Source organism: Arthrobacter sp. GMC3 (genome assembly GCF_002929305.1).
In the GTDB taxonomy this organism is placed as follows: Bacteria; Actinomycetota; Actinomycetes; order Actinomycetales; family Micrococcaceae; genus Specibacter.
In genome coordinates this window covers 280,523-306,442 of sequence record NZ_PJIO01000003.1, presented here as the reverse complement: position 1 = coordinate 306,442, position 25,920 = coordinate 280,523, and the positions used below count along the sequence as shown (strand labels likewise).

General features: G+C 61.3%; 36 protein-coding genes and 1 tRNA gene. 12 read left to right on the top strand and 25 right to left on the bottom strand.

The features are described 5' to 3' along the window. Window positions 1-336: 336 nt before the first annotated feature. The 18 genes from CXQ94_RS22535 to CXQ94_RS07575 all read right to left on the bottom strand — a co-directional run bounded on the left by CXQ94_RS22535 (window position 337) and on the right by CXQ94_RS07575 (window position 9,833). The gene (locus CXQ94_RS22535) at window positions 337-477 is read right to left on the bottom strand and encodes a hypothetical protein (RefSeq protein ID WP_181034115.1); all 141 of its coding nucleotides are present in this window, start codon (window positions 475-477) and stop codon (window positions 337-339) included. Beyond that, entirely contained in the window at window positions 474-878 is a 405-nt protein-coding gene (locus tag CXQ94_RS07645; RefSeq protein ID WP_104087977.1) for a hypothetical protein, read from the bottom strand. The genes CXQ94_RS22535 and CXQ94_RS07645 overlap by 4 nt, the downstream gene beginning before the upstream one ends. Further along, the gene (locus CXQ94_RS07640; RefSeq protein WP_104087975.1) at window positions 875-1,549 is read right to left on the bottom strand and encodes a hypothetical protein; all 675 of its coding nucleotides are present in this window, start codon (window positions 1,547-1,549) and stop codon (window positions 875-877) included. Before CXQ94_RS07640 ends, CXQ94_RS07645 begins: the two co-directional genes overlap by 4 nt. A gap of 74 nt (window positions 1,550-1,623) precedes the next feature. Next, a complete protein-coding gene (locus CXQ94_RS22530; protein WP_181034114.1) occupies window positions 1,624-1,761 on the bottom strand; it encodes a hypothetical protein in 138 nt (45 codons plus the stop codon). Between the two features lie 38 nt (window positions 1,762-1,799). After that, window positions 1,800-4,286: a phage/plasmid primase, P4 family gene (locus CXQ94_RS07635; RefSeq protein WP_104087972.1), complete on the bottom strand. Its 2,487-nt coding sequence runs from the start codon at window positions 4,284-4,286 to the stop codon at window positions 1,800-1,802. Window positions 4,287-4,385: 99 nt separating this feature from the next. Next, window positions 4,386-4,586: a hypothetical protein gene (locus tag CXQ94_RS07630; protein ID WP_104087969.1), complete on the bottom strand. Its 201-nt coding sequence runs from the start codon at window positions 4,584-4,586 to the stop codon at window positions 4,386-4,388. Window positions 4,587-4,588: 2 nt separating this feature from the next. Further along, complete coding sequence (locus tag CXQ94_RS07625; RefSeq protein WP_104087966.1) at window positions 4,589-4,792, bottom strand: hypothetical protein; 204 nt, start codon at window positions 4,790-4,792, stop codon at window positions 4,589-4,591. A 3-nt stretch (window positions 4,793-4,795) separates the two neighbouring features. Beyond that, a complete protein-coding gene (locus CXQ94_RS07620) occupies window positions 4,796-5,176 on the bottom strand; it encodes a hypothetical protein (RefSeq protein ID WP_104087962.1) in 381 nt (126 codons plus the stop codon). Next, window positions 5,176-5,424 carry a hypothetical protein gene (locus tag CXQ94_RS07615; protein ID WP_104087959.1) on the bottom strand — a complete coding sequence of 83 codons (249 nt, stop codon included), beginning with the start codon at window positions 5,422-5,424 and terminating at the stop codon, window positions 5,176-5,178. The genes CXQ94_RS07620 and CXQ94_RS07615 overlap by 1 nt, the downstream gene beginning before the upstream one ends. 88 nt (window positions 5,425-5,512) lie before the next feature. Further along, window positions 5,513-6,346, bottom strand: coding sequence for a DUF2303 family protein (locus CXQ94_RS07610; RefSeq protein ID WP_104087956.1), 834 nt, complete (start codon window positions 6,344-6,346; stop codon window positions 5,513-5,515). Further along, window positions 6,346-6,702 (bottom strand): hypothetical protein, encoded by a 357-nt coding sequence (locus CXQ94_RS07605; RefSeq protein WP_104087954.1) that lies wholly within the window; start codon window positions 6,700-6,702, stop codon window positions 6,346-6,348. Before CXQ94_RS07605 ends, CXQ94_RS07610 begins: the two co-directional genes overlap by 1 nt. A 42-nt stretch (window positions 6,703-6,744) precedes the next feature. Further along, window positions 6,745-6,859, bottom strand: a tRNA-OTHER gene (locus CXQ94_RS22525). A gap of 56 nt (window positions 6,860-6,915) precedes the next feature. Further along, window positions 6,916-7,695 (bottom strand): hypothetical protein, encoded by a 780-nt coding sequence (locus tag CXQ94_RS07600; RefSeq protein WP_104087952.1) that lies wholly within the window; start codon window positions 7,693-7,695, stop codon window positions 6,916-6,918. A 49-nt stretch (window positions 7,696-7,744) separates the two neighbouring features. After that, on the bottom strand, window positions 7,745-8,620 hold the full coding sequence (locus CXQ94_RS07595) for a hypothetical protein (RefSeq protein WP_104087950.1): 876 nt from the start codon (window positions 8,618-8,620) through the stop codon (window positions 7,745-7,747). Continuing rightward, the gene (locus tag CXQ94_RS07590) at window positions 8,617-9,012 is read right to left on the bottom strand and encodes a hypothetical protein (RefSeq protein WP_104087948.1); all 396 of its coding nucleotides are present in this window, start codon (window positions 9,010-9,012) and stop codon (window positions 8,617-8,619) included. Before CXQ94_RS07590 ends, CXQ94_RS07595 begins: the two co-directional genes overlap by 4 nt. 24 nt (window positions 9,013-9,036) lie before the next feature. Then, entirely contained in the window at window positions 9,037-9,309 is a 273-nt protein-coding gene (locus CXQ94_RS07585) for a helix-turn-helix domain-containing protein (protein WP_104087945.1), read from the bottom strand. Window positions 9,310-9,402: 93 nt separating this feature from the next. Continuing rightward, window positions 9,403-9,639 carry a hypothetical protein gene (locus CXQ94_RS07580; protein WP_104087942.1) on the bottom strand — a complete coding sequence of 79 codons (237 nt, stop codon included), beginning with the start codon at window positions 9,637-9,639 and terminating at the stop codon, window positions 9,403-9,405. Further along, entirely contained in the window at window positions 9,636-9,833 is a 198-nt protein-coding gene (locus CXQ94_RS07575; RefSeq protein ID WP_104087939.1) for a hypothetical protein, read from the bottom strand. The genes CXQ94_RS07580 and CXQ94_RS07575 overlap by 4 nt, the downstream gene beginning before the upstream one ends. A 563-nt stretch (window positions 9,834-10,396) precedes the next feature. Between CXQ94_RS07575 and CXQ94_RS07565 the strand changes: the two genes are divergently transcribed. From CXQ94_RS07565 to CXQ94_RS22520, 7 genes are all read left to right on the top strand, one after another. Then, the gene (locus tag CXQ94_RS07565; RefSeq protein ID WP_104087933.1) at window positions 10,397-10,861 is read left to right on the top strand and encodes a helix-turn-helix transcriptional regulator; all 465 of its coding nucleotides are present in this window, start codon (window positions 10,397-10,399) and stop codon (window positions 10,859-10,861) included. Window positions 10,862-10,885: 24 nt separating this feature from the next. Then, a complete protein-coding gene (locus tag CXQ94_RS07560; RefSeq protein ID WP_104087929.1) occupies window positions 10,886-11,443 on the top strand; it encodes a DUF4429 domain-containing protein in 558 nt (185 codons plus the stop codon). A gap of 135 nt (window positions 11,444-11,578) precedes the next feature. Next, window positions 11,579-11,986, top strand: a complete 408-nt coding sequence (locus CXQ94_RS07555) for an ImmA/IrrE family metallo-endopeptidase (protein WP_104087926.1) — start codon at window positions 11,579-11,581, stop codon at window positions 11,984-11,986. A gap of 4 nt (window positions 11,987-11,990) precedes the next feature. Continuing rightward, entirely contained in the window at window positions 11,991-13,139 is a 1,149-nt protein-coding gene (locus CXQ94_RS07550) for a tyrosine-type recombinase/integrase (RefSeq protein ID WP_181034113.1), read from the top strand. A 180-nt stretch (window positions 13,140-13,319) separates the two neighbouring features. Next, window positions 13,320-14,228 (top strand): exonuclease domain-containing protein, encoded by a 909-nt coding sequence (locus CXQ94_RS07540; protein ID WP_104087919.1) that lies wholly within the window; start codon window positions 13,320-13,322, stop codon window positions 14,226-14,228. A gap of 6 nt (window positions 14,229-14,234) precedes the next feature. Then, window positions 14,235-14,591, top strand: coding sequence for a hypothetical protein (locus tag CXQ94_RS07535; RefSeq protein ID WP_306418893.1), 357 nt, complete (start codon window positions 14,235-14,237; stop codon window positions 14,589-14,591). Window positions 14,592-14,834: 243 nt separating this feature from the next. Next, a complete protein-coding gene (locus CXQ94_RS22520) occupies window positions 14,835-15,257 on the top strand; it encodes a hypothetical protein (RefSeq protein WP_104087916.1) in 423 nt (140 codons plus the stop codon). 67 nt (window positions 15,258-15,324) lie between these two features. Here the strand turns inward: CXQ94_RS22520 and CXQ94_RS07525 are convergent, their stop codons facing one another. Continuing rightward, window positions 15,325-16,377 (bottom strand): D-2-hydroxyacid dehydrogenase, encoded by a 1,053-nt coding sequence (locus tag CXQ94_RS07525; protein ID WP_104087913.1) that lies wholly within the window; start codon window positions 16,375-16,377, stop codon window positions 15,325-15,327. A 539-nt stretch (window positions 16,378-16,916) separates the two neighbouring features. Between CXQ94_RS07525 and gndA the strand changes: the two genes are divergently transcribed. Next, window positions 16,917-18,368, top strand: coding sequence for an NADP-dependent phosphogluconate dehydrogenase (gndA, locus tag CXQ94_RS07520; RefSeq protein WP_104087910.1), 1,452 nt, complete (start codon window positions 16,917-16,919; stop codon window positions 18,366-18,368). A 209-nt stretch (window positions 18,369-18,577) separates the two neighbouring features. Here the strand turns inward: gndA and CXQ94_RS07515 are convergent, their stop codons facing one another. Together CXQ94_RS07515 and CXQ94_RS07510 are read right to left on the bottom strand one after the other, a co-directional pair. After that, window positions 18,578-19,090 carry a hypothetical protein gene (locus CXQ94_RS07515; RefSeq protein ID WP_104087907.1) on the bottom strand — a complete coding sequence of 171 codons (513 nt, stop codon included), beginning with the start codon at window positions 19,088-19,090 and terminating at the stop codon, window positions 18,578-18,580. A gap of 117 nt (window positions 19,091-19,207) precedes the next feature. Then, window positions 19,208-19,684, bottom strand: coding sequence for a DUF4188 domain-containing protein (locus tag CXQ94_RS07510; RefSeq protein ID WP_104087904.1), 477 nt, complete (start codon window positions 19,682-19,684; stop codon window positions 19,208-19,210). A gap of 67 nt (window positions 19,685-19,751) precedes the next feature. Between CXQ94_RS07510 and CXQ94_RS07505 the strand changes: the two genes are divergently transcribed. Further along, window positions 19,752-20,327, top strand: coding sequence for a TetR-like C-terminal domain-containing protein (locus CXQ94_RS07505; RefSeq protein WP_104087901.1), 576 nt, complete (start codon window positions 19,752-19,754; stop codon window positions 20,325-20,327). Between the two features lie 154 nt (window positions 20,328-20,481). Here CXQ94_RS07505 and epsC read toward each other — a convergent pair whose 3' ends face one another. The 3 genes from epsC to msrA all read right to left on the bottom strand — a co-directional run bounded on the left by epsC (window position 20,482) and on the right by msrA (window position 22,664). Continuing rightward, on the bottom strand, window positions 20,482-21,069 hold the full coding sequence (gene epsC / locus CXQ94_RS07500) for a serine O-acetyltransferase EpsC (RefSeq protein WP_104087898.1): 588 nt from the start codon (window positions 21,067-21,069) through the stop codon (window positions 20,482-20,484). Window positions 21,070-21,106: 37 nt separating this feature from the next. After that, complete coding sequence (gene cysK, locus CXQ94_RS07495; protein WP_104087895.1) at window positions 21,107-22,042, bottom strand: cysteine synthase A; 936 nt, start codon at window positions 22,040-22,042, stop codon at window positions 21,107-21,109. Window positions 22,043-22,139: 97 nt separating this feature from the next. Next, window positions 22,140-22,664, bottom strand: a complete 525-nt coding sequence (gene msrA, locus CXQ94_RS07490) for a peptide-methionine (S)-S-oxide reductase MsrA (RefSeq protein ID WP_104087892.1) — start codon at window positions 22,662-22,664, stop codon at window positions 22,140-22,142. Window positions 22,665-22,738: 74 nt separating this feature from the next. Here msrA and CXQ94_RS07485 point away from each other — a divergent pair, with 74 nt between their 5' ends. From CXQ94_RS07485 to CXQ94_RS22860, 3 genes are all read left to right on the top strand, one after another. Further along, window positions 22,739-23,830, top strand: coding sequence for a Nif3-like dinuclear metal center hexameric protein (locus tag CXQ94_RS07485; protein ID WP_258066840.1), 1,092 nt, complete (start codon window positions 22,739-22,741; stop codon window positions 23,828-23,830). Between the two features lie 51 nt (window positions 23,831-23,881). After that, on the top strand, window positions 23,882-24,619 hold the full coding sequence (locus CXQ94_RS07480) for a zinc ribbon domain-containing protein (RefSeq protein ID WP_104087886.1): 738 nt from the start codon (window positions 23,882-23,884) through the stop codon (window positions 24,617-24,619). Window positions 24,620-24,843: 224 nt separating this feature from the next. Beyond that, entirely contained in the window at window positions 24,844-24,984 is a 141-nt protein-coding gene (locus tag CXQ94_RS22860; protein ID WP_219817000.1) for a hypothetical protein, read from the top strand. 16 nt (window positions 24,985-25,000) lie between these two features. Here the strand turns inward: CXQ94_RS22860 and CXQ94_RS07470 are convergent, their stop codons facing one another. Further along, window positions 25,001-25,765 carry a YaaA family protein gene (locus tag CXQ94_RS07470; protein ID WP_104088502.1) on the bottom strand — a complete coding sequence of 255 codons (765 nt, stop codon included), beginning with the start codon at window positions 25,763-25,765 and terminating at the stop codon, window positions 25,001-25,003. Between the last annotated feature and the right edge of the window lie 155 nt (window positions 25,766-25,920).

Genomic DNA, 25,920 nt, shown 5'->3' with positions numbered 1-25,920 from the left:
AGGAATGGATAAATTGCATTGCCCATCATGCGGGCATCTCGTCGGAGTTGTTGAAGTTGCCGTCCCTGCCCCATCGGAGGTGCCGTCGTTGCCAAGGAAGGGCCCGGCTGTTGACCCTGCAAATGGGTGGCATCCGCTAGTGGCCAAGTGGTGGTCTGCCGAGGGCTGGGATGGTTGGGAGTTCTCGTCAGTGTTACGGGACAGGTTCGTTGCTTGGCACCTTTCGCGCGGTGTGGTTCTTCAGTTTTCTCAGCGGCAATTCTCAGTGGTGTTGGGGCAGCTGGGGGCGCCGTCGCGGCGACGAACGGGGACGCAGTTCTTGATGCCGACGGTGGGTTAGTCGTCGAGTGCCTGGTCGAGGCTGGTGGCATGGTCCTCGCCTCCTTCGTGTTGGTGGTCGGTGAGTGCCTGGTCGAGGGCGTGTTGTTTCCATTGGCGTTTGGTGAGTGGGTAGCTGGTGAAGCCGCCGGCACTCATCCCAGCGCCTTGGTGATGGCAGTTCGGATACGGTGGGCGTCTCTGGCGCAGTCCTCCGCCATCTCCTGCTGGTGCGCCCGCTCGGCATCGGGTAGCCCGGATGATGGGTCTGCGCGGACCAGGCACTGTTTCCCGAACTTGTCCCAGTCCACAAGCACCGCTTCGACGGCCCGGAGCGCGGAAACTAGGCGGGGCACGTCTTCCCGTGCGTGGGCGATGAACTCGGCGTCAGGCTGCCGCTGCTCCTCGTTGATGCCGTCCTGGCAGGAGATGCTGGCAATCGCTTCGCCGTCGTCGCAGATGTACCAGTGGTCACCGCCTGCGCTTCCTGTGCCGAGTGCTCGCCACGGCCCTTCGGTTGCTGCGTCGGTTCGTGCGGCTATCTCGTCTAGTTGACTCATGCTGCTTCCTTCTTTCGTTGTGCGCGTTGCGCGGATTTGTAGGTGTTGTAGGCGGCTCTGCAGGGGTCGCAGGTTGGTGTGCCGTCTTTGCGGTGTTTGCGTTCGCCTCTCGTTGTGCCGCATTCGACGGGTGGGAGTGGTTCTGTTTTGCGGTGGTAGCTGGCGCGGGTGCGTGCGGCGTGGGCGTCGAGGCATGGCTGGCATGGGGTGGTGCGGAGCCATCGGTGTCGGCCGTAGCCTTCGTCGGTGCCGCACACTGCTGGGGCTTTGGGTGGGTTGGTTTCGCGGTATTTGGCTCGGGAGTATTCGTTGTAGGTGATCCGGCAGGTTTCGCAGACGGGGGTGCCTTCGTCGTAGTGGCGTTTGCGGCCGGAGATGGTGCCGCACACTGCTGACGCTTTGGGTTGCCGTGGCGCCCTGGTCTTTCGCTCCTTGGGTGGCAGGAGCGCTGCTGCAGCGGCCCGGGCCTGCCGTCCCTCCGCGAGGTGCTGTCCGTGGGCGCCCTGGCACGGATGGCATGCGTCCTCGTGGCGTTTCCGGTGGAGTTGCCAGCCCCTGTTAGTGCCGCACACGTTGGCCGGCTGGAAATTGATGTCCCGCATGGCCTTCTGCTGCTTCGGTGCCCGGACTGGCTTGACCAAGGCGAGGGGTGTCGGGGTTGGTCCGTCCATGAATTTCCGGCAGTACTTGCAGGGTGGCTCGTTGCGGCCTTTGTGGGCTTTGACGCCGCGCTCCGTCCCACAACTCATAGCATTCCCCGATCTTCTGCTTCTTCCCAAAGTGCCTTGAATCGCTTGGTCTCTTGCTTCTCCGCCTGATCTAAGGCGAACAATTCTTCGTCGAGCTCAGTCTGTGACAGCTCAGATGGAGGCGTCTTGCTCATGGTGCGCTTCTTTCTGTAGGTGGTACTTGGTTGGTGGTTTAGTAGCCGCCGCGGTCGCCGCCGTGCTCGTCGAGGGCGGAGGCTTGGCGGTCGTTGAGGGTGATGCCGCCGTACAACCTGGCGCCGCCTGCACCTTTGGGGACGTTGCGGCCGGTGGCGACGCCGTGGCGGGCGAGTTGGGTGGTGAAGTGGCGGCCCCTGACGGCTGTCTCGCCGTTCTCCTGGCACCACTTTTCATACTCGTGGACGACGGTGACGACGGCGGTCGATGGTGCGCCGGGGAAATAGGCAGTCTTTAAGATGCTGCATTCTTCCTCGAGGAACCGGCCGACCGTGTCAGTGGAGGCGGCGTAGTCAGAGGTTGCTTCCTTGACCGTGGAGGGTTCTTTGAGTCCGCCGTTGGCGTAGGCTGCGGCGCCGGCGGCTGCCCAGGCGAGGACTGCGCCGCCGTGGTCGCCGGAGAGGATCTTGGGGAGGCCTTCGATGACCTTGTCCTCGGGGACAGTGTGGGTGAACGGGATGAGGCGAAGGCGGCGCCAGAAGGAGTCCCCGCCAGCCTCCACGGACGGTTGGTAGTTACCCATGAGCCAGAGGTGGTGGGTGGGGATGAAGGTGAAGTCGTCTTGGCGCATGAATCGGGCGGTGAGAGTGTCGCCGCCGGTGAGGGATTTGACTTTGGCTTCGTCGAATTTGTCTTCTTGGTTGACTTCGGAGCAGATGACGAAGCGGGCACCTTTGAGGCGGGCGATTTCGGTGGTGTGTTGGGCGTAGTTGGATTTCATTAGGAACCCGTTGGGGGAGGAGGTGGCGTAGTCGCCGAGGACGGCGACCAGGGTGTCGAGGAAGACGCCTTTGCCGTTGCCTCCGGTTCCGTAGGCGAAGGGGAGGATGTGTTCGCGGACTTCGCCGATGAGGGAGTAGCCGACGAGGCGTTGCATGTAGTCGATGAGTTCTTGTTGGCCGTTGAAGGTGACGGCGAGGAAGTCTAGCCAGAGGGTCATGTCGCCGTCTGGGTCGGGGGTGTGGGCGGTGGTTTTGGTGTGGAGTTTGGCGGGGTCGGCGGGGCCGAGTTCGCCTGTGCGGAGGTCGATGATGCCAGCGGGGGTGTTGAGTTCCCAGGGCTGGGCGTCGAGGTCGTCTATGTTGACGGTGAGGCGTTCGTCGGTGCGTGCCTGGATAAGGAGGTCAGTGATGCCCTTCGCGCCGAGGGAGCGCTTCTTGTGGGCCTTCCAGCCTTCGTCGTCAGGCATTTGCCGGGCGATCTTTTTGGCGAGTTCGCGGGCTTGGCCGCCGTCGGAGGACTGCCATTTCCATGCACTGCCGTTCCAGTGGAGCCAGCGGCCTCGGTCGGGGTTGTAGCGGAGTACTTCACCGTATTTGTGGATGAATGTGAGGGCGTTGCCGTCGTCGGTGATGGCGATGGTTTGTTCTTCGGCGCGGTGGTCGTCGAGGTGGTGGACGGTGGCGAGTGCGTTGTTCCCGGCGGTTGTGATGACGGATGCTGCGGCTGGTTTGGGTGTGGGTAGTTGGGTGACGACGGGCATGCGTGGGTCGGTGCCGTAGCCCTTGGTTTTGAGGGCTTGGGCGGCGTTGGTGTGGTTGCCCTGGTGGTGGAGGAGTGCGTAGGCGCCGAACTTTGTGTAGGGGGTTTCTGCTTGGAACTCGGTGCTGGTGGTGAAGACGTAGAGGCGGTCGCGGTCGTCGGCGTGTCCGGTGGTGGCTGAGAAGCCGGGGTCGTTTTTGCCGGGGCGTCGCCAGTAGCGGGTGTGGCCCCGGGCGAAGACCATGGTCCAGCCGTCGAGGATCTGGGCCCAGTCGGTCTTTACCTCGTAGTCGTCTCCGGGGCTTGTGCCGCTGTCGTGGCCACCGTGGCTGTGCATGGCTTGGTCGAGGGCGTCGAGGAGTGACGGGCCTGCCTCCTGCGGCTGGTGCGGGGTGTATTCGTTGAGTTGCGCGAACACGGTGTGGATGGCGTGGCGTTCGGCCATGGTGATGCCGGGGATCGTGCCAGGGCCACCGGCTAGGAGTGTCCATGGTTTCCCGGTGGTGTGGGTGGTTCCGGCGCTGGGGGCGGTGACGACGAAGCCGCCTTCGCCTCGGGTTTCGGCGAGGGTTTCGCGGTCGGTGGCTTGGGCGATCTTGGTGTTGCCTGGCACCGGCTGGTCGGTGATGCGGTAGAACCAGTGGTAGCCGCCGGAGGGGCTGATTTCGAACCAGCCTTGGGTGATTCGGGTGAAGAGGGTGCCGAGGCCGGAGCCGTCGGCGAGGTCTTTGAGTTCGGGGATGCGGTGGGCGGCGCGCCCCTCAATTTCGAGCATTTCCAAGGAACCTGAGATGCCGCCGGTGACGACGCCGATGCCGTATCCGGGCGTCTCGAACCAGTCGTGGAGTTCCTGCTGTGTCGCGCGGGAGGTGGTGTACTGCTTCCATTTGCCTGCGGGGCGCTTCGAACCGTCGGCCATGACGGGCACCACGCTGATGCCGGCGGCGTGGAGTTTGAGGGCTGTCTCTAGGGTGGTGTTCATGATGCGGGTGTGGCCCTCCTGTGGTGCGTGCAAAGTCTGGTTATGGTGGTGCCCTGCCCGGGACTCGAACGCCGGGTGCCTGCCAGTCAGGGCTGCCAGCTAGTTGGCTGGGGATACTTCGATGAGGGCCACGTGAGCGGTTAGTTTGCGCTGCAGGTCGGCGATAGTGTCGGCGCGGATGACGATCTTGGTGACGTCGCTGACGATGCGCTGAGCGGGGATTACGTTGCTGTATTCTTTGGTCGCTGGCTTGTTCTCGACCTCTTGGACATCGATGACTGCGGTGTAGTGCTTGGACATGGTTATTTCTCCTGGGGGTTGTAAAGGATGTTGGCGGGGAGGTACTTGGCCATCCTGTTGTGGTCCATGGGTTCGGTCTCGTAGCTGCACCACTGGTCGCCTCGTAGCTGCGACACGTCGCCGTGGCTGTCGAGGATGACGGCGCCGCTGGGGAGTTCGACAAGGCCGGACTTTTCCGTGATGCGAGGGTATTTGTTTCGCTTCACGGCCTAGCTCGCCTCGATGCCAAGGTCGGCGAGGCCTGCGTTGTGCTTGGCGCAGGCAGCGGCGAACACGTCGGCGGCGAGGAAGGCGACTTCGGCAGCTTCGCGGATCTTGTCTGAGTGGTTGCAGAATCGAAGCTGGTACTCGAGCGCTGAGGCCTTCTGCTTGGCCTGTGTCTGCTTCGCCAGCACCAAATGCAACGGCACCTCGAGGCGCTGCGGCAGGATGTTGGTGAGTTCGTCGGTGGTGGTGTGCTTGTTGGTGTAGCCGCCTTTGCCCAGGGCGGACAGGCTGACCATGTGGGTTCGGTCGTTGACCTCGATGATTTCCCAGAGGGTCTTGCCTTTGCCGCGGTGGCAGGTCATGCCAGGAGTCAAGACGGTCATTAGTTTTTGTCCTTGCCGTGGACGGGGCATGCCGGGTCAAGGCAGTTGCCGGCGGCGTCAACGGCTGAGGTGATGCCCATGTCGCCGCCGGCCAGTTTGCGGCCAACCTCGTCGGCCATGCGGGCCATGGCTGCGGACTGCTTGGACTTGGAGCGGGTCTCTTTGACCTGGGCAATAGTTCGGGCGACTTGATTCGCGGCGATGGCCAGCAGGGCCAGCGCGAAGGCGATGTTCAGGATGATGTTCATGGTGTGTGCTTTCTCAGGTGTTGGGTGGTGTGGTTGGTTGGACGGTCCCCGGAGTGGTGAGGACCGTCCAACCAGGCAGTGCGGGTGGTTAGGCGTTGAGGAAGAGGAAGCTGCTGGCTTCGGCGAAGGTGCGGACCTCCTCGGAGACCGTGGCGAACGCTTCGTCGCGGATCTTCTCGAGGTTCTGCAGCTTGTAGCCCATGGTCAACTCGGGGCCGTTGAGGCGGTACCGGAAGGAGGCTGTGACTCGGTAGGGCTCTCCGCCCTTGAAGGGGCGCAGTGCGATGATCAGCGTCTGGGGCACGGACAGTTGGCCGATCTTGCCAGCGGTAGAGGTCGTGGTCTCGCGGTAGCCCAGCTGGATTTCGCCGTTGTCCAGGCGCGTGGCTGATTCGAAGTCGACGCCGCGCTTGACCTGCAAGCTGGTGGCGATCTCGAAGATCTCCGCGTAGGAGGGTTCGAGGATGTCTTTGGCGTTGTCCTCGATGAACTCGGCGAAGTCGACCTGGCGCATGAGCTTGTTGTTGCGGTCGAGCCAACGACGCCATTCGTCGGAGGATTGCAGCTGCAGGGTGATGGTGTGGTCGCGCCATCCGGGTTCAAGGTCGGTGCCAGCGTCGATGATGGAGATGATGCAGCCCTCGGTTTCTTGGGCGGTCACCTCGGTTTCACCTTCGATGCCGTGCTTCTCGAGGTAGTCCTTGAATGACTGGGCATCAGTGACCTTGGGTGCGCTGGTCTTGCGTCGGGGACGTGCCGCGTACTTATCGGTGTCTTCGACGGTGAGGCCGCCGTCGCCGTCGAGGATGCTATAGATCTTGCCGGGGTCTAGAACTTCGCTGATGGCTGCCTGCTTGCCAAGTTCAGCGATGTCAGCTGCCTCGGTATTCGTCGGCGCTGAGGTGTTGTACGTGCTGGTCATTATTTGGCTTCTTTCAGGGTGATAACGGTAGCGGTGTCCGTATCGGAGACGTCGCGGAGGCCCGTGAGAACTGGCTGGTTGGGGTTGTTCCGGGTGAGGTTGCCGGTGCGATCCCGGAAGTAGATGTTCGTGGCCCGGTCGTGCTGCGGGATGGTGAGCTTCACGGAGTCGGTGACTCGGAAGATGCCCTCGGCCTTCTTGTCCGGCTCGACCTTGAGCGTGATGGTCACGGACCCTGCCTTGCCGGTCGCAGCGACGGCGGCGATGACCTCGTGGAGGCCGTCGGTGGCTTCCTGGTGGGCGCGGGATTGCTGGGTGAGGAAGTCGCTGAACGGCTTCGCGTGCTGGTCACTCATCGGACACGGTCCTTTCCTTGTGTGCTGGTGTTTGGTGGTGCGTGGAACTGGCAGGATTCGAACCTGCGACCTGCGATCCAGTGGGAGACTCCGCTATTTCAGGAGGTTGACACCCTGTCGTCTGCCAGCCGCCGCGCTGCCACTGCGCTACAGTCCCTAGTCGTTGTGGCGGCGCAGAGGTATCCCTGCACCGCCACAACGGTGTGTCACTGCTTAGGCTGCCGCTGCCTGCCCACGGAGAGCGGCGACCACGACGTCGGCAAGGCCCGTCTGCTGGGCAACGACGGCGTCGGGCATGCCCAGGGCGATCAGCTGCCGGGCAATGTCCGCCGGGTCAGGCTGCGCCGGAGCCGCCGGTGCTACGGCGACGGGCGGGGCCGCCTGTACGGGCTGCTGCGCGTACTGCTGTGGTGTCGGTGTGACCCAAGGGTCGTGCTGCTGCACTGGGGCTGGCTGCTGGTACTGGACCGGGGCGACCTGCTGAACCGGCTGCACGTACTGCTGCGGCACCGGGGCCACTTCACCGGTTGCCTGGTTCACCGCCACATCCAACATTGGCGAGGACATCCGCTGGATCTCGTAGCGGTGGAGCTTCGTCGGCGACAACCCAGCACCAGCGGCCGGCTTGTCCGCGTAGTAGGTGTCAGCGAAGATGTTGCCCGGCGCCAACGCCTCGGACAGCCGATCGAAACGCCCATTGTTCTGGGCCGTGACGAGGGCTTCCTTCCACACACCCCACGTCTTCACATACAGGGCGCGCACGCCATCGTCCTCGGCATCGTTGCGGAGGTCGGTCTGGATCCGGATAACGATCTGCTGCTGCGGGCGGCCGTCATCCCAAACCTTGGGCTTCTGGTCGCGGATGTCCTTGATCTGCTGCACAGTGGCATCGATGATCGGGCCCCGGAACGTGGTGCCCATGGGGGTGTCCTTCGTGAACGCGGTAGCTCCGCCGCCGCCGCCGAGAACATCGTCAAGATTGTCGAGAGACATGGTTAGTCCTACTTCCTTATTTGTTTGCGTTTGCTTGTGCTTGGTCGTGCTACTTGATTTGGTCGAGGCCGGCTAAGAACGGATCAGCCATGACCGGGTTGTCAGGGAACCTCTTGCAGTCGAAACATTCCTTGCCCGCTGCAATGTCGGGGTTCCACTGGCGATTGTGGCGAGGTAGCCCAGTGATCCATGCGGTCACTGCCTCCTCGTTGATGGTGCGAAGGGCCCTAATGTTCGCCGCGAACCGGTTCGCCCTGGCCAGCGCTTCTTCCGCGATTTCCCTGTTGAAGGGTTCGGTCCACCACACAGCCTTGGTGAGGCTGATGTCGTTACGTGGCAGGTAGGCGATAGCGACATGATCGATGCGGTAGCCAGCGTCATTCCAGCCCTTCGCGTACAAGTGCTGCTGCACCCGGTACACCTGCGAAGGGCCAACCTTCGCCGCCCGCAACGTCGTGGCACCAACGACTTTCCAGTCCACCGTCATCCCGGAGACGAAGTCGACAAGGTCCGTAGACCCCCAAATTTCGACACCGTCAATGACGCCGACCATCGTCTTGTTCTCCGCGGCGTACTGGACACCACCGGTCGGGTCGGTCGCGCACTGCTTGAGGCTCTCCTGGACGAAGATGTCCTCGATCTGTGAGTGCACGGAGGTGCCGACGAACGGCAACCAGGGGACGTCCTTTTCGATTTGCTGCCAGCCAGCCAGTTTCGCGGCGAGGCAGTGATCGCAGGGTGTGCCGATCTCAGAGGGACCGATACGTTTCTGCAAGGACCGGGGCTGGTTGAGAATGGCGTTCTCAACGACGCTCCGGATGATATCGAGAGCCGTGCGGGGGTTGATTCCCTCGTAGCTGGCGGTATTGGACTTGAAGATGGCGCGGATTTCTGCCTCGACTGACTGGCTGACAGCGGTGGTCACTTGATGACTACCGAGGAGGCGTTCTGGCGGGTGTACACCTCGAGGACGGCCGGGGCGACGAACTTCTTCACGGCGGTGGTGTCGAACGCGCTCTTGTAGAACAGCGGGTTCTCGGCCTGCGGGTATGCGGCCTCGAGCTTCTTCGTGTCGAGGACCTTGGCGCCGGCCTTGATGGTGACGATGAGGGGGCCGGCGGCATGGTTGCCGATGGGGAGCGCCTCGAGCAGTTTGGCTTTGATGTCGGCCATGGAGTCCAGGAACGGCTGGGCAGCGGCCGCGGCGTTGGCGTACTGGACGGCCATGGCCTCGACGGCGGTGAGTTCGCCGGTCGCCGGGTTAAGGTGCTGGACCTCTTCGATGGCTGCGGGGATGGTGGTGGTTTCGGTGCTCATGATGATCTTCTTTCTTGTTGGGGGTTAGCCGTGGGCACGGGGCTGTTTAGCCCGGTAATCGAGAACATCGGCGAAGGGGATACGAACGGGGGAGTTGCGCGCCCCACTACCTGCTTTGTAGGCGTGGGGGAAGAAACGGTGGGACCGAACAAGATCGAGAATGGTGTCTCTGGACTGGCCCAGCATCGTGGCAACATCGGCGATGGACAGGTCAGGCTCATCGAGCGACGGGACCGGCGCCCTTGGCGGTGACTTACGGCCACCGTAGAGACCGGGGGCAATCACCCGGGGGTTCACAGTGCCTCCACCCAGCTGACCAAACCCAGCGCCGCATAGAAGCCGAGCAGTGCGGCCCACGGCCACGCCTTCGACCAGGCAAGGGCGGCGTCGCTACGCAATGTTCGTGGCTTTCCGTGCACGCTGATCCCTCCCCGCCTTGTCCTTGGCCGCACGAACCTGGTCAACAATCCGACGAAGCTTGATACGCGAAACGTTCTTCGGATCGGTAGCGGTTGCGTCACCGCTGATGGGGCAACCAAAGCCATCCGGGTACTGGGCGGCAAGGTCTTGGAGTTCCTCGATGCGTGCCCCGTCGTAGGACTGGGCCGAGGCCGGTTGGGCGCTCACGATGCGATCCCGGCGGACTGAGCCAGCAGCGGAAACAAGTGCGAGCGGTGCTTCGCGAAACCCTTCTTCAAACGGTCACGCTCCACAGCTTCCTGCGACTGTGGGTGACGCTTCGCCCAGAACTCTTTATACGAAGTTGCCTCGTCGCAGTGTCGGCCGGCTGACTTCTCGGTGGTGGCATTTGGCTTGCTCATTGGTATGCTTCTTTCTGTGTGCTGAATACTTTCGGGTGTTTGGTAAGCCCTTTTCTGGTGGTTCAGGAAAGGGCTTTTTTCATGCCGCGTTACGGTGCATATGGCTTGCAACAGGCTCCACTTTGGGCAAAAAAAGGGTGCACGGGGCGAGGCCCAGCGCTTTCTCTATTGCCTTGGCTGTCTCCGAGCTGGTCGTTGTCCGACCTCCGCAGTGAAGGTGACCGACGGTTGCCTTGCTTCGGCCGATCATCCGGGCGAGCTTGGCAACACTGACGTCCTGGTGCTTCATGTGCCTCACCAGTGCTTGTTGACTGACGATCTCCACGTAGAACCTCCCGTCCGAACTAATGGCTCGAAGCTTCATGCTTCCTCCTGATGGTTGTAATCGTATCTAACATTGGGGCTTGGTGCAAGCTCCAATGTAATCGGCATCGATTACATTTGCAAGTCGCCTATTCCCCGGCGTTTCGGTGAGAACCCTAGTTACATCCATGTAATTTGTAATCGAGTCGATTACTCTGGAGCTTGACGAACTACGGGGCGATGCAAGGACAGTTGTAACCATGAGAAAAGAAATCCCAGCACAATGGCTGAAGCTTATGGAGCAACAGGGGTTCGGATCACTCCGCGCATTTGCTGAAGCGGCGGGTCTTACGCACACCGTCATCTCACGAATGGTTAGGGGAACCGCCGTCCCGAAGGATGAAACAATCCTCGCCGTGGCAGATACTCTTCGCGTCCGACCATCCGTGATCTACGATTTGGTCAAATTATCGGCGCCATCCGAATCGGAGCCCTGGCAGCCGCCTGCTGAAGCGGCCCGCCTAACGAGAAGCCAGCGGGATGCACTGGCGCAACTCATCCGGACGATGGTTGCACCAGGCGAAACGGAAGTGCAAGCCGAAGTCGACCACGGGCAACGCGCCTACGGCCTCGCTGCCAACAAAGGCGCAAGTCAGGGTCGTAAACTCCATGAAGAAGCTGGCCGCCGCGGCGAAGAATCCCAAGATTTCACCGACGACCACTAACCAAAAACCAACTAGGGGGAAACCATGGCCAACGAAAAGCTGATGGCAAAACTGGCGGCGAAAGCCGAAGAACGCGAAGCGAAGTACAGGGCAAAATACGACATTCCTGATCACGCCTTCGTGGCTATTGGGCACGTTGGCTACGCATCATTCGACGGACACTTCATCACTCTACAAAGAGTCGGAATGGGCCGCGGTATCACCGGCAAGGGAGTTAAGAGGATCCCCTTACAGTCCGTCACTGCTGTCCAGGTAAAGCCAGGCGGCGCCGTGATGAGTGGATTTATTCAATTCACCATCCCGGGCGGCAACGAAGTACGTAGCCAATTTGGCAGCCAAACTGTGGATGCCGTCAACGACGAGAACTCCATGATTTTCACTCGACAGGACGAGGCGCCGTTCCTGATCCTCCGTGACAAAATCGAACAGGCACTTGTGAGTCATCATGCGCCGGCCGCTCCCGTCGCCGCGGCCCCTGACGTGATGGGCCAACTGCAGCAGCTTGGACAGCTTCGCGACGCCGGTGTTGTCACTGCGGAAGAGTTTGAAGCCAAGAAAGCGGAGCTCCTCAACCGCCTCTAGTCGCCAGTGGCCAAAGTGGCACAAGATTTGTTAGGTAGCCCCACGCGCGTGTACACGCACGCGGCGTATCTTGCAAGTACTGTGCCACTTTGGCCACTGCTGTAATTTGTCGGACCCTCGAAGTAGCCTCAAGGCATGTTTCATCCTTGGGGGATCCTTCGAAAACTCGGCCATATCCGGCTGACCTGGGCAGACTTACCAGTCGGCGTCCTAGGTTACACAAACGGTGTCGACGAGATCGTCATGGACAAGCGCCTGCTGCAAGTCGAGCGGCGCTGCACGCTCACTCACGAGCTTGTGCACATCGAGTACGGCCACACCCGCTGCCAATCCATGAAAGTGGAACGGCAAGTCTGTGCCGAGGCGTCCCGGCGCCTCATCCCGATAGAGCAAATGCTCAAGCACGTTCCCTGGGCGCGGAACCTGCAAGAGCTTGCCGAGGAACTGTGGGTTACGAGGACGGTCCTCGACGATCGTATCCAGTGCCTCACCAAGGATGAATGGGCGCTGATCGATGCGCTCGAGACTCAATCAGGATGGTGACACCATGGCGAGAGTAGTAGACCTCTGGCACAAGAAGGACAGATCCCGGAGCGCGCGCTACGGGGAAGGGAAGCGGTGGCGTGCTGTCTGGACCGAGGGTGACAGTGAGAAGGTCAAGCACTTCGACGCCAAAGGGTCAGCCGAGGACCACCTCACGTGGGTGCGGCACCATCAACGCTCCGGAACTTATATCGATGCCGAGCTTGGCCGCGTCTTCGTGCGCGACCTCATGGACGATTGGGTGGCTACCCTTGTCCACTACAAGGCCTCCACTCTCGACACCGTCAAGAGCGATGTGTCGGCAACGATCCTGCCCTACTGGGGTGGCACTGTCCTTGCCGACATCACCAAGGCGGACGTGCAGCGGTGGGTCACCGGCATGGACAAGGCGGCGAGGACGGTGGAGACGATTCACGGCCGGCTCCTTGGTTTCCTGGAATGGTGTGTGGGGGAGGGGCGGCTGGGGAAGAACCCGGCCAAGGGTGTCAATCTGCCGGAGGGTAAGAAGCGTCAGCACCGCTTCCTCACCGTCGCCCAGGTCGCTGCCATCGCCGATACGATCGACAGCCGCTACAAGGGCATGGTCTGGGTTCTGGCCACCACGGGGATCCGGATGGGGGAGGCGTGCGAACTTCGCGCCGGAGACCTCGATGAGCGGCGCCGACGCATCACCATTTCCCGTGCCGTGGTCAAGACAGTCATTGGCACACCGAAGAATCGCAAGACGAGGACTGTGCCGGTGACACCGACAGCCATGGCCTACCTGGCTGTGGCGGCCGAGGGTAAAGGCGGCGATGATCTGCTGTTCACGACGGCGCGCGGTCAGCAGATCCGGGCGAACAATTTCAAGCGCCGGGACTTCGATGGTGCCGTGAAGAAGATCAACGATGCCGCAGCGGCGCGGAAGGCGAAGGATGGGCTGGCCGGGGTGATGATCCCTGCCGGGTTGTGGGTGCATGACCTTCGGCATACGGCGGCGTCGTGGGCGGTGCAGGCAGGGGCTTCGGTGAAGTCGGTTCAGCGTATGCTTGGACACGCTACAGCCGCCATGACGCTGGACGTTTATGCGGGGTTATTTGATCAAGATTTGGATGATGTTGCGGTGCGGATGGAGGCGATTTTGAACCCTCCTAAATTGGCCGTTCCGGACTGAAACCGTACTGACTGATTTACATTGTGGTCCTGACCTGCACCTTTACCCTTGATAGGCCCACGTTTACACCGTGGATGTCATCGGTTCGATCCCGGTAGGACCCACCATAGAGAACCCCGCGGAATCAAGGAAATCAGCCTTGAATCCGCGGGGTTTTTCACGTTTGACGAGGGGGCAGGCATGAGCGGTATTTCTTTCACGGCCATCGACTTTGAGACGGCGAACAACTACCGGGCTTCAGCCTGCGCCGTAGGCCTGACTAAGGTCAAGGCTGGCAAGGTGGTTGCGCAGACCGCGTGGCTGATGAAACCGCTTCCCGGGTATGACGACTTTGCCCCGGTCAACGTGGGCATCCATGGCATCACCGCTGCCCAGGTTCGTGGCATGCCGGACTGGCGCGGCATCTACCAGCCCATGATGGAGTTCATTGGCGCCGACGCTTTGGTGGGCCACAACGTCAGCTTTGAACGCTCCGTCATTTCCAAAGCCAACGAGGCCTGTGGACTTCCCATGCCGCCACTAGATTTTCACTGCACCCTGACCCTGGCACGCAAGCACCTGGAATTGCCGCACTACACGCTCTCCGATGTGGTGGGTGCATTGGACTTGCCAGCATTCAATCACCACGACGCCGGTGATGACGCCCGGGCCAGTGCCTTGATAGCCATAGAACTTGCCCGGCGGAGCGGGGTCGACACACTTGAAGCCCTGTGGCCGGCACCGCCCGCCAAAAAAGGCGCCGGCCAACCGAACTACTACGCGTCGGGCTACACGCGCCGCCTAGCGGATCTGCCGCCCGCCAACCCTGCGGCGAACCCCTACGGGCCGCTCTTTGGCCAGACCATCGTCTTTAGCGGCGATCTTGCCGCCCTGCCCCGCGCTGATGCTCAGGACGCCGCTGCGGCCAAAGGCGCCGTCATTGCCAACAGCACCACAAAGAAGGTCACCATGGTGGTGTGCGCCGAACTGGGGCTGGGCGCGGGCCCCGTCAGCGGAAAGGTCAAGCGCGCCTACGAACTGGCCGCCGGGGGCCAGAATATCCAGGTCATCGGCGAGACGGCGTTCTTGAGGTTGCTGGCCTTCCAGTAAGCGCTCATGGCCCTTAGCGCGCCCTTGATGTCGGAGCCTGTCCGTAACGTACTGGCCATGAAGACTTTGGTGGAACGTGTTGTGGTTCGTACGACGCCGGCGGGCCAGCCAGCAGTGGTGGAACGGGCTGGCCGGCACTGGATGGTGGTGGAGGAGCCATTGCGTTGGTTTGAGCGAATCAACTGGTGGGAAGGAATAGCGCCCCGGATGCCCAAGGGTCAGGGCAGAGTGGATGTGGAGGTTTGGCGTGTGCAAGCCCGGCTGGGGCCCAATCCACGCAGCGAACTGGCTACTTTGGAATTGGAACGAGATCCAACTGGCGGCGGTTGGTGCCTGCGACTGATGGATGCGTCCAGGAATTGAGGTTGGCGGCCCAGGGCGTTCATGAAAATAAAAGGCTCCTCACCACAGCTATTGGGGGACGCTGTGGGGAGGAGCCAGTAATAAAAATATATCCGTTGAAGGCTTCAGATGCAAACTGACACGCAAGATTTCAAGATGCGATAGTTTGCCTCGTTTCGAAGGCCGCCTTAACGTGGAGGACCCTCCGCTGTGACTATTGGGGGACGTCACAGCGGAAGGTCTGTCGTCAAATATACACGGATTATGCCGGTGATCGCAAAACGGGACGCGGTGCGCGAAAGGTTGGGCTCCATCTGTGCACTCGGTGTGAAGCTGGTGGAGTTGGGGGCAAGGTATTCGAACGGCCGGCATGATGTCCTCTACCTAACGCGCTACCAAGAGCACCCCGCCGACCGGTTGACTTCCACCATTGGCGACAGGATGCCCGTCTCGCTCTGCGAGGTAGGGAAGACCCTGAATTCCAGCCTTCATGATCATGACCTTGAACAGTTGTTTCCAGAGGAAAGAGTGCGGCCTGTTATGACGCCCAAGTCCCCCAAAGCTGGTCAAAAAATCAAAGCCGAAACTGCTCAGATTCAGGCTCAGCGCTTCAGCCGTGGAGGATTAGGAATCCACGGTGAGGGTGGTCAGCCTGGGTGTGGCTGTCCCGATGCGTGGCTCGGATGAGCAACGCCAGCCCAAGGTGCGCGAGCAGCTGCAGCCGAGCAAAACGCGGGGAAACCCAAGGAGGTACTCAGTAAAAGTGGACGGGATCCACGACGTGAAGTAGTGGATCCTTTGCCTGGAATCGCCTCAGGTTCTCAATGAATCGCTCAGCGATAAGGCGGTTTTCGGCGGCGCTCAAGGCCGAGGTGTGCGGGGACACCATGACCCGGGGATGCTCCCAGAGCGGGCTCGTTGCCGGCAGGGGTTCCACGGCGAAGACATCCAGGCAAGCGAAAGACAGCTGGCCATTCTCCAGAGCCCCCAGCAAGGCGACCTCGTCCACCACGGTGCCGCGGCCCACGTTGACAAAGACGGTTCCCGGCTTCATAGCCGCGAAAGTCTCAGCGTTGATCAACTTCTCCGTGTACGGGGTGGCCGGCAAGGTGTTGATGAGTGCGTCAGCGTTAGACAGAAGGCCTGGAAGGCCCGCGGTGTCGGTGACTGACTCGATGCCATGGATGGCACCGACCTTGCGTTTGGTGCCACTGACAGTCATGCCCAGAGCGCGGGCGAGGCGGGCGGTTTCTAGGCCGATCTCGCCAAGCCCTGTAATGACCACGTGGGAGCCGCGGGCCAGACGAGTGGGTGTGCGGAGCCCGGGCCAGTGCTTGGCGTCCTGGTCGGCGGCCATCTCGGCCGTGCGCTTGAAACCGTTCAGGACGCCCATGACGGCAAACTCGGCCAGGGGCAGGGCATGGACGCCAGCAGAGCTTGTAACCGTAATGCGTGAGAGTTCGTCGGCGCCAAGATTGGCCGCCTTGACTGCTCCACCCGCTCCCGCGGCCATGGCCTGGATCCATTGCAGTTTCTCACTTGATGCGATGGCGGACAGCCCGGCCGAGTTCTCGTTGGGGAAACCGTAGAGGATATCTGCTTTTCGTAGCATTTCCCAGTATCGGGCTTCCTGCTCGGCGGAGCGCTGGAACGCAGGATCGCCTGAGTGGTCGGCGGGGAACCGCTCTGGGGGCAAAAGTTCCGGCTCATACAGGACAGTGACCTGTGGGTTGGCCGCCCTGATGGCGTGGACATGTTCGAGGTCGAGCGGAACGGCAATGGCGACGGTGAGACTATTGGAGGGCATGGCGTTCATCCTACTGATGTGTGGATGTGATGCAGAACAGCTGGGCAATGACACAAGTGCCTTCTGCTCTCGGGGTTCACTTCGAGGATTGGAGAGCGGGGTTGATGTCCGCGGACGAGGGGTTTCGGTTCCGGTGATACTTGGCTGCGGTCCGGCAGGCTTCTTCAATCCAGTAGGCAATCGGTTGCCACATGATGAGTATCCACTGTCTAACTGGAGCAGATGGGATCCTTTCGTTGCAACGGTGAAATTGACGAGATTATTGGCGCGATGACCAGCGGATAACAGGTCAATGGCCCCGCAATGACGGCTAGATTCACGTCGAATGATGAATCTGCTGCATGTAGGGCGGCCCGTACCGCGACTGACTAGGGTAAAGATCCGCTCGATTTGGCCCTGTGAAATGACGATTTGGCATCCGGTTGCCATCATTTGTGGCATTTGATGCATGGTGGGTATCCAAATCATGGAATCGACTGGGGAACAGGAGCCATCACCGATAAGCTATACGAAACTGTTCATTTCACTCTGGAGGTAGTATGTCTGCACAAATTGGCTCTGCACAGATCGGCGTAACAGGCCTGGCCGTTATGGGCGCCAACCTAGCCCGCAACCTGGCCCGCAACGGATACACCGTGGCCCTGCACAACCGTTCCGTTGAGAAGACGGACGCTCTCCTTTCTGCCCATGGTTCCGAGGGCGAGTTTGTCCGCACGGAGACGTTGGCTGAACTCGTTGAATCTTTGGAGAAGCCCCGCCGCGTCCTGATTATGGTCAAGGCTGGCGGCCCGGTTGACTCCGTGATTGACCAGCTAGTCCCGCTCATGGAAGCGGGCGACATCATCATTGATGGCGGCAACTCGAACTTCCAGGACACCCGCCGCCGCGAAGCGGACCTGGCCAAGAAAGACCTCCACTTTGTGGGCGTTGGCGTCTCCGGTGGTGAAGAGGGAGCACTGCTCGGTCCGTCCATCATGCCCGGCGGTTCCAAGGAATCCTACGACGCCCTGGGCCCTCTGCTGGAAAAGATTTCCGCCAAGGTTGACGGCCAGCCCTGCTGTGCCTGGATCGGAACCGACGGCGCCGGCCACTTCGTCAAGATGGTTCACAACGGCATCGAATACGCCGACATGCAGGTCATCGGCGAGGCGTACGACCTCCTCCGGAGCGCCGCCGGCATCGAACCAGCCGCGCAGTCGGAGATCTTCGCCAAGTGGAACGAAGGTCAGCTGGCCTCCTTCCTGATCGAGATCACGGCCGAGGTCCTGGGCCACGTTGATGCCAAGACCGGCAAGCCGCTGGTCGACGTGATTGTGGACTCCGCCGGCCAAAAGGGCACGGGTCGTTGGACGGTCCAGTCAGGCCTTGACCTGGGCTCGCCCATCTCCGCGATCGCCGAGTCCGTGTTCGCCCGCGGCCTCTCCAGCCAGCGCGACCAGCGTGCCATCGCCCAGGACGTCCTGGCCGGCCACGAGGTTGCCGTTGACTTGGGCGCCGACTTTGTCGAGGACGTCCGCCAGGCACTTTACGCGTCCAAGCTCATCAGCTACGCGCAGGGCATCGACATGTTGACCTCCGCGGCCAAGGAATACAACTGGGACCTGAAGCTGGACGAGATCGCGTCCCTGTGGCGCGGCGGCTGCATCATCCGCGCTGAGCTGCTCAAGGACATCACCAAGGCCTACTCCGCCGCTGACAAGCCGGCCAACCTGCTGTTCGCCCCGGCGTTCGCCGCGGAAATCGCCGAGGTCCTCCCGGCCTGGCGCCGCGTGGTTTCCACCGCCGTCCAGTTGGGCATCCCGGTACCGGTGTTCTCCTCTTCGCTGGCCTACTACGACGGTCTGCGCCGCAAGCGTCTGCCCGCAGCCCTGACCCAGGGCCTGCGCGACCTCTTCGGCGCCCACACGTACAACCGTGTAGACGTTGAGGGCACCTTCCACACCCAGTGGAGCGGCGACAAGACTGAGGTTGAGGCTGTAGACACTCACTAGTCCCCACGCCCTCCCCAACTAAAGCCGCTAGCGCGTCTTCAGTTGGGGCCCCTCGGGCGCGTGGGCCCGCCACGCGGACTGATGCTGGCGGGTCTTCAGTTGGGGACCCTAGGGCGCGTGGGTCCACCCGCTGAACGTGGGACTAACAGATGTGGCGTGGTTGCTACGCGGAACGAACATGTTTCGGGTAGCAACCACGCCACATCTGTTTAAGGGCTGGTGATGCGCTTGGCGATGGCCTTCAGTTCCGGGGTAAAGGCGTAGACCTTACCTTCACCGGAAGAAACCCACCAGTGACCGCACATGAAGCTAGTCTTACCTTCCTGCCCAGCAGGCCACCATTCGCTTTCCAAGGTTGCTGAAATCCTGAAATCCGCGGCCTTGTGCTGTTCATCTTCTGGCTGTGGAGTGAGCTTTGCGCCGATGGGTAGGCGTGAACAGCTTGACGGCAAGTCTGACGTGAATCCTGCAAAGGAGAGGATGCGTTCGGTTCCCGCTGTGCGGGCACGTTCCTTGATGTCGACGGCGGTTGCCGGAATCCAGTCTGGAACATCATTTTTGGCATCCATGGGGTTTTTCCAGCTGAAATCCTCCGTCTTGTCGAAAGTACCGGCCAAAGGTTTCCCAGTATCACATGCACTCGCTCCCAGGCCGATGGTCGTGATGGCGGTGATGGCGACAACTGAACGGAGGACGTTTTTGGCCAGCGGTGATGTGCTCATGCAGCAACGCTATTGAAACTCCAGCATCAGCGGACCGGAGTAGGGGTGGAACTTTGTTCCGACGTCCTCATTCCACGGGTGGAGACGGGTCGTACCCGTTTCACGTGCACATTGGCCTTAGCGCCCCAAGCGTTGGCGGGCGGTACCCGTCCCACGGCCGATGGGATTTTGGTGTGTTGCCGCGCCTAGACCGAAGGGTGGCATGTCGGTGTAGACGGTTTCCTGGTCCTTTACGTTAACTTGATAAGTCTCGTGCCATATGCCGACGTCGCCCGAACCTGCAGATTGCTTCATGAAGCGGCGCCAGGGCTCCAGGTGTGGGGCATCCTTGTCGGCAGCAAATCGTTGCAGGTGCTCAGGGCTTTCCCAATAGGTCAACAGCAGCGTGGTGCGCCCAAACCAGTTGTGGAAGCCCAGTAGTCCGGACTCTGGATGGCCAATGAGGTGATTGAGCATCCGCGGCATGGCTGAGGCCGTCCGGTAGGTGGGGGCAATCTTCCACCATCGATTGGCGCGCATCCCGATGAGGAATACTGTGATCGTCTCAGTTTCCGGAGATGCTGTAAAACGTCCCGGAAGAACTTTCTGTGCCATGCGATTCTCCTTATCGAAACGCTTTCATAACGATGTTATGAAACGATGTTATGACAAGATAATAGGCATGGCAAGACCTATTCTCCATAACGATGATGTGCGCGCCCAGCTACTGGAGGAGGCGGCTGCACTAGTTGCTGCACGTGGTGTAGCAGCCGTCAGCCTGCGCGATATTGCCGCGGCGGCCGGCACATCGACGACCGCAATCTACTCTTTATTCGGCGGCAAGCAAGAACTTCTGACGGCCGTCGTCGACGATGGATTCGTTTCGTTCGCAGCGTCTCAGTCCGAAGCCGCGCCTGACGGGCTTCTGGCGCTGGGCCGAGCGTACCGTCGATGGGCGCTGGAGCACCCGTCCCTGTATTCGTTGATGTTCACCGGATCCCTGGGTACTTACATCGACTGTCCGCCGACCCCCGAGGTGGCCAGCGATGCCATCACGCCGCTGCTGACTGCCGTCTCTGGCGGACTGGCCGCCATCAGTTCCACGGAACCGCCCTCAGCCGTGGCCGGGGCGGTTTGGGGCCAGGTCCATGGCCTTGTCGGCCTCGAACTGGCCAATGCCCCTTTGCCGGGCGGCACCTGGACGCAGGCTTACGAGACCGCGCTACAGGGGATCGTGAGGGCGTATTTCGAGATGTGAAATGAACTGGGCGGAATCCAATCCGCTACTCCTTCGGGCTTCGGTGCCGTGTGGTACCAACGGGAGGCGAGGAGCGTGCCCGGAAGCGGCCGCGCCTGCCTGATGTGGTGGACTGCGAGGGGAGCCGGCAGACGTCGTCGTCCTTGAGGTTTTCTTAGATCCACATGGCCGGGTCGATGTACTCCGCAGGATCTACCGCCGGAGCCATTTCCTTGCTCGCGTCCCTGTGCCGGACCTTGGCAGGGATGCCGGTGAGGATCGAGTTGGCAGGGGCGTCCTTGACCACCACGGCGTTGGCTCCCACCGCGGAATCATCACCAATGTAGATGGGGCCCAGGACCTTCGCTCCCGCTCCGATGGTGACCCGGTTGCCGATGGTGGGGTGTCGCTTGGTCTTGGCCAGCGAGCGTCCACCCAGGGTGACGCCGTGGTAGATCATGACGTCATCACCAATCTCGGCGGTTTCACCGATGACCACGCCCATGCCGTGGTCGATGAAGAAGCGCTTGCCAATAGTGGCACCCGGGTGGATCTCAATGCCCGTAGCAAAACGGGTCAACTGGGACAGCACCCGGGCAGGGAACCGCAAGCTCGGGTTCGCCCACATCTTGTGGGTCAGACGCTGCACCCAGATGGCGTGCAGGCCCGAGTAAACAAAAAAGTTCTCCACAGAACCACGAGCCGCCGGGTCGTGTGACCGGGCGGCTTCGAGGTCTTCGTGCAACCTAGCGAAAAATCCCACTATCTTCTTTCAAGAGTTGTAACCAAGACGGTTGGGTTCAGCCACGAATATCGTCGTAGAGTACCGTTGAAATGTAGCGTTCGCCGAAGTCCGGGACCACGGCCACGATCAGCTTACCGGCGTTCTCTTCACGCTTGGCCAGTTCCAGGGCGGCCCACACGGCGGCACCGGCAGAAATGCCGCCAAGGATGCCTTCCTGGTTGCCCAGGGCACGGGCGACTGCCACCGAATCCTCCAATGTTGCATCCAGAACTTCGTCATAAATGCCCTGGTCAAGGACCTCCGGGATGAAGTTGGCCCCCAAGCCCTGGATCTTGTGGGGGCCGGGTGCGCCGCCGTTGAGGATGGGGGAGTCGATCGGCTCCACCGCAACAATCTTTATGCCCGGCTTGCGGCTCTTCAACAGTTGGCCAGCACCTGTGATGGTGCCACCGGTTCCCACGCCAGCGACGAAGATGTCGACGTCCCCGTTGGTGTCTTCCCAGATTTCCTCGCCGGTGGTGGCGAAGTGGATGGCCGAGTTGGCAGGGTTAGCGAATTGCTGAGCCCAAATAGCATTTTCCGTGGTGGCCACAATTTCCTTGGCCTTCTCCACGGCGCCGCGCATCCCTTCGGAGCCGGGTGTCAGCACAATTTCAGCCCCATAGGCGCGCAACATGACGCGACGTTCGGTGGACATGGTTTCCGGCATGGTCAAGATGACCTTGTAACCGCGGGCCGCGCCCACCATGGCCAGCGCAATACCGGTATTGCCGGAGGTGCCCTCCACGATGGTGCCGCCGGGCTTGAGTTCTCCGGACTTTTCGGCGGCGTCGATGATCGCAACGCCGATGCGGTCCTTGACGCTGTTGGCCGGGTTGTAGAACTCGAGCTTCACTGCAACAGTGGCGTTCAGGCCTTCGGTCAACCGGTTAAGGCGCACAAGCGGGGTGCCACCTACCAGCTGCGTGACGTTGTCATAAATGCGTCCCATGGATAATCCTGCTCTCAAGATAAGTGGGTGAGGTCCCTGAGTGGCCTGCCTCAACGATGTACTTATGCGCCAGCGTAACCAGCTTGCTGCAGCGGTTCTACGCAGTAAGCCACTGTGCGTAATGTTTTCGCACTTTGGCAATCTTTGGGTTGATAATGACCTGGCAATAACCAACCTCGGGCCGCTGTGCGTAAAAGTCCTGGTGGTAGTACTCGGCCTCATACAGCACACCTAAGGGGGCCACCTCGGTCACAATGGGGTCGCGCCACAACGGTTGGTTGCGGTCAATGGCAGCCCTGAACGCCTTTTCCTCCTCGGCAGTGGTGTAGAACATTGAGGACCTGTACTGGGTCCCTGTGTCGTAGCCTTGCCTGTTCAGCGTGGTGGGGTCGTGTTGGACAAAGAACATATCCAAGATGACGTCCGCCGGAATCACGGTTTCATCGAAGGTCACCGAGACCACTTCCGCATGTCCGGTGGTACCCGAGCAAATCTGATCGTAGCTGGGGTTTGCCACGGCACCGCCCGTATACCCGGACACCACCGAATGCACACCCTTCGTCATCTGATACACAGCATCCAAACACCAGAAGCAACCGCCACCCAAGACAAAAGTTTTCATATTAATATCTAAGTCATTGACAGGCTGGTTGATTCCCGCGCACTCCCGGACCCCTCGGCGGCTAAGCTAGAAATATGAGCCAGGAACCCATGAATTCCCTGCACGACGGCGGTCACCCAGCAGGTGCCGACCTCCCCGGTGCTGGGGAGGCACCAACGGTGCCGGATGCAGCACTGCCGGGCGAGGAATTCCTTGTGTCCGGAGAGGAGCCGGGGCTCGGTGACCAGGACGACGCCCCGGGGGAGGACGACGAGTCCCTTGCAGCGGCGTCGTCGGCGTCATTGAGCCTGGCAGAGCCTGCAGATGAGGAGCAGCCGGAGGACCTGAATACGCCGGTACTTTCTGAGGTGCTCCTCGCCGTGGAGGAACTGTGGCCGGACTCGCTCGCGGAGGATTGGGACAGGGTAGGGCTGGTGGTGGGGCGACCGGATGCCGACGTTGACAGAATCATGTTCGCCGTTGACCCCACCCTCGCCGTCATTGACGAGGCCCTTGAGTGGGGTGCGAAGCTACTGATCACCCATCACCCCTTGCTGCTGAAGGGCGTAAATTCCGTCGCCGCGACCAACGGAAAAGGTCAGGCCGTGCACCGCTTGATCGAGGGCGGCTGCGCCTTGCTGACAGTGCATACCAACGGTGACAGCGCCGTGGGCGGGGTCTCCGATGTACTGGCGGACGCCTTGGGCCTTCAGGATGTCATGCCGCTCATGCCTGCGACGCACGGATTGGTTGAGGAAGGTATTGGCCGGGTCGGACTGCTGGAAGGTGCCCTCACATTGGGCGATCTAGCTGCCCGGATTTTCCTGACGTTGCCCGCCGTTGCCGGGGGAGTGAGGGTGGCGGGTGACCGCGACGCACTGGTTCACAAGGTGGCCGTTTGCGGTGGCGCAGGGGACTCCTTGTTCGACGCCGTTCGGGCCAGCGACGCCGACGTCTATGTCACGGCGGATCTGCGACATCACCCGGCGTCGGAAGCCAGGGAAGCGAGCCTCGACGGCAGGCCCTACCTGATTGATTTATCCCACTTCGCCAGTGAATGGCTGTGGCTGCCGGCGGCTGCCCAGGCATTGAGCAACGTCTTGGCCGATCAAGGTTTTGTCGCAGAATTGGCTGTCAGCCAGACCAATACCGATCCTTGGGACTTCATTTTGACGCCCGGCAACTAGGCTGGCGTAAGCGAGATATGTTAACCACCGACTTCCAGCAGGAGAAACCACATGGCTAAGGCAGCACCGAGCGAACAAATGCGACTCCTGGACCTCCAGATCCTCGATAGCAAGCTACGTGCCTTGGACGTCCAGGCGAAGGGCCTCAAGGAGGATCCGAGGCTTCCGGACCTGCACTCAGGTGTTACCGTCGCCAAAAGTGACTTGGTAGTGCTGGATACCGAGGTTGGCGACGCCGCCCGCAAGCTCACCAAGGCCGAGGACGACGTGGCTCAGGTTGCCACGCGAATTGCCAAAGACGAAGCCAAGCTCAACAGCGGGACGGGGCTGTCCAAGGACCTGATGGCACTGCAAAGTGACATCGAATCTTTGACCAAGCGCCGTGGCGAACTGGAAGATGTCGAGCTGGAGCTGATGGAAAGTTCAGAAGCCGCCACCTCTCGGCAAGAAGCGCAGCAGGCGCTGGTGGGCCAGATGCAGTCGGTCCTCGATGAGGTTGTAGCGGAAATTCGCGGGCAGCTGGGGGCCCTGCGCATGGAGCGCGACGCCACGGCGGCAGAACGTGCCGAACTGGCCGCCACCTTTGACCCCGCCCTGCTGGGGAGCTACGACCGTGCGCTGACCAAGTACGGTGTGGGTGCTGCCCGGCTCTTCCACGGAACCTCCGAAGGCTCCGGAATGCAATTGAGCCCCGGCGACCTTGCGGTCCTGCTGAAAGCCGCTGAGGACGACGTGGTGTTCTGCCCCGACTCCGGCGCCATCCTGGTTCGTTCACCCGAGTGGTCCTAGCGCCCGCCGGCAGGCTGCGCCACCTCGTGTTTTGAGGCTCGGACTTCGTCCGCATGGAGCCTGTGCTAGCATTTTTCCGGCAACTATCCGACACACGGCCGCGGGCGGCCTTAGTGTCTCCTTTACGTTGCCTACAAAAAATACAGGCACAGGCTCGCACCGTCAGCCGCCGGCCTGAACCACCTCGCGCGCTGGTTGCCGGGCCGCCGTCGAACGTCGATGCCTTGACTGACGAGGCAATGAATCACGGCTGGACGCTGATGTTCGCGGACGAGCACCCCCATGCCGGCGGTACGGGACACTATGCTGCGTACCTGGAAAATGCCGACGGTTTTGAGGTCGAGTTGGTCGCCGAGCAGCGGTGAATTGGCTCGCGGACGGTCAGCCCGCCAGGATGATGTTCAGTGTGTGGGCCTTGCGCGCTGATCCGGCGACCAGTTCCACGGCCCACTTCTCCTCGGCAGCCTTGGCTAACTGTGCTGGGGTTTCCGGCGCTTTGCCGCGGCGGGTGAGAAGATGGCGGGCCAGTTCCCCGCGCGTGTGTTTGGCGAAGTGGGAGACCACTTTGCGGGTGCCGTCTCGCTCCGTGAACACGTTAACCGCCACTGTTCTCGCCGGATCCGGCGCCCACGCCGCAAGATAGGTGCTTGAACGGCAGTCCACCAGAAGGTGCCCTTGTACATGGGACGACAGTGCGCTGCCAAGTTTTGGTTTCCAGTAGCTGGCCAGCTTGCCCACACCCGGCAGCCCCACCGACATGGACAGCCTGTACGCCGGAATACTGTCGGCAAAACCTACGGCACCCCAAAGTCCCGAGACCACCACGACGGCGTCGTCCGCCTTGCGTTTTTGTGTCGGTGTCATGGTGCCGTAGCCCAGTGCGTCGTAGAGGACTCCGCTGTAAATGCTGTGGGCAGGCGCTGCCGGTTCCAGGTCCAGCCGGGTATTGCGCACCACTTCATGGGCCAGTGAGGCCCCAACACCGAGATGTGAGAGGGCGTTCTTCTGCGCAGATACGGCGGCCAGCGCCTCGAGAACCTCTTGCCGAGCCTGGCTTAGTTCAGGGAACTGAAGCTTGGCCAAGTCGACGGGAGCGCCGGCGTCGGCTGGGGTCTTACCTTCGGAAGGGGGCAGCAAAATGAGCACCATGAGAGCTTATCGGGTGCCGCGCCACCGGAAATCCACGCCCCCGAACATCGAGCGGGGAGTAGTTGTTGATCCCGTGCCGCCACATCAACAACTACTCCCCATTCGAGGACGCGTGGGCGGGATGGATGTAGACCGGTCTAGTGAAAGGGGTC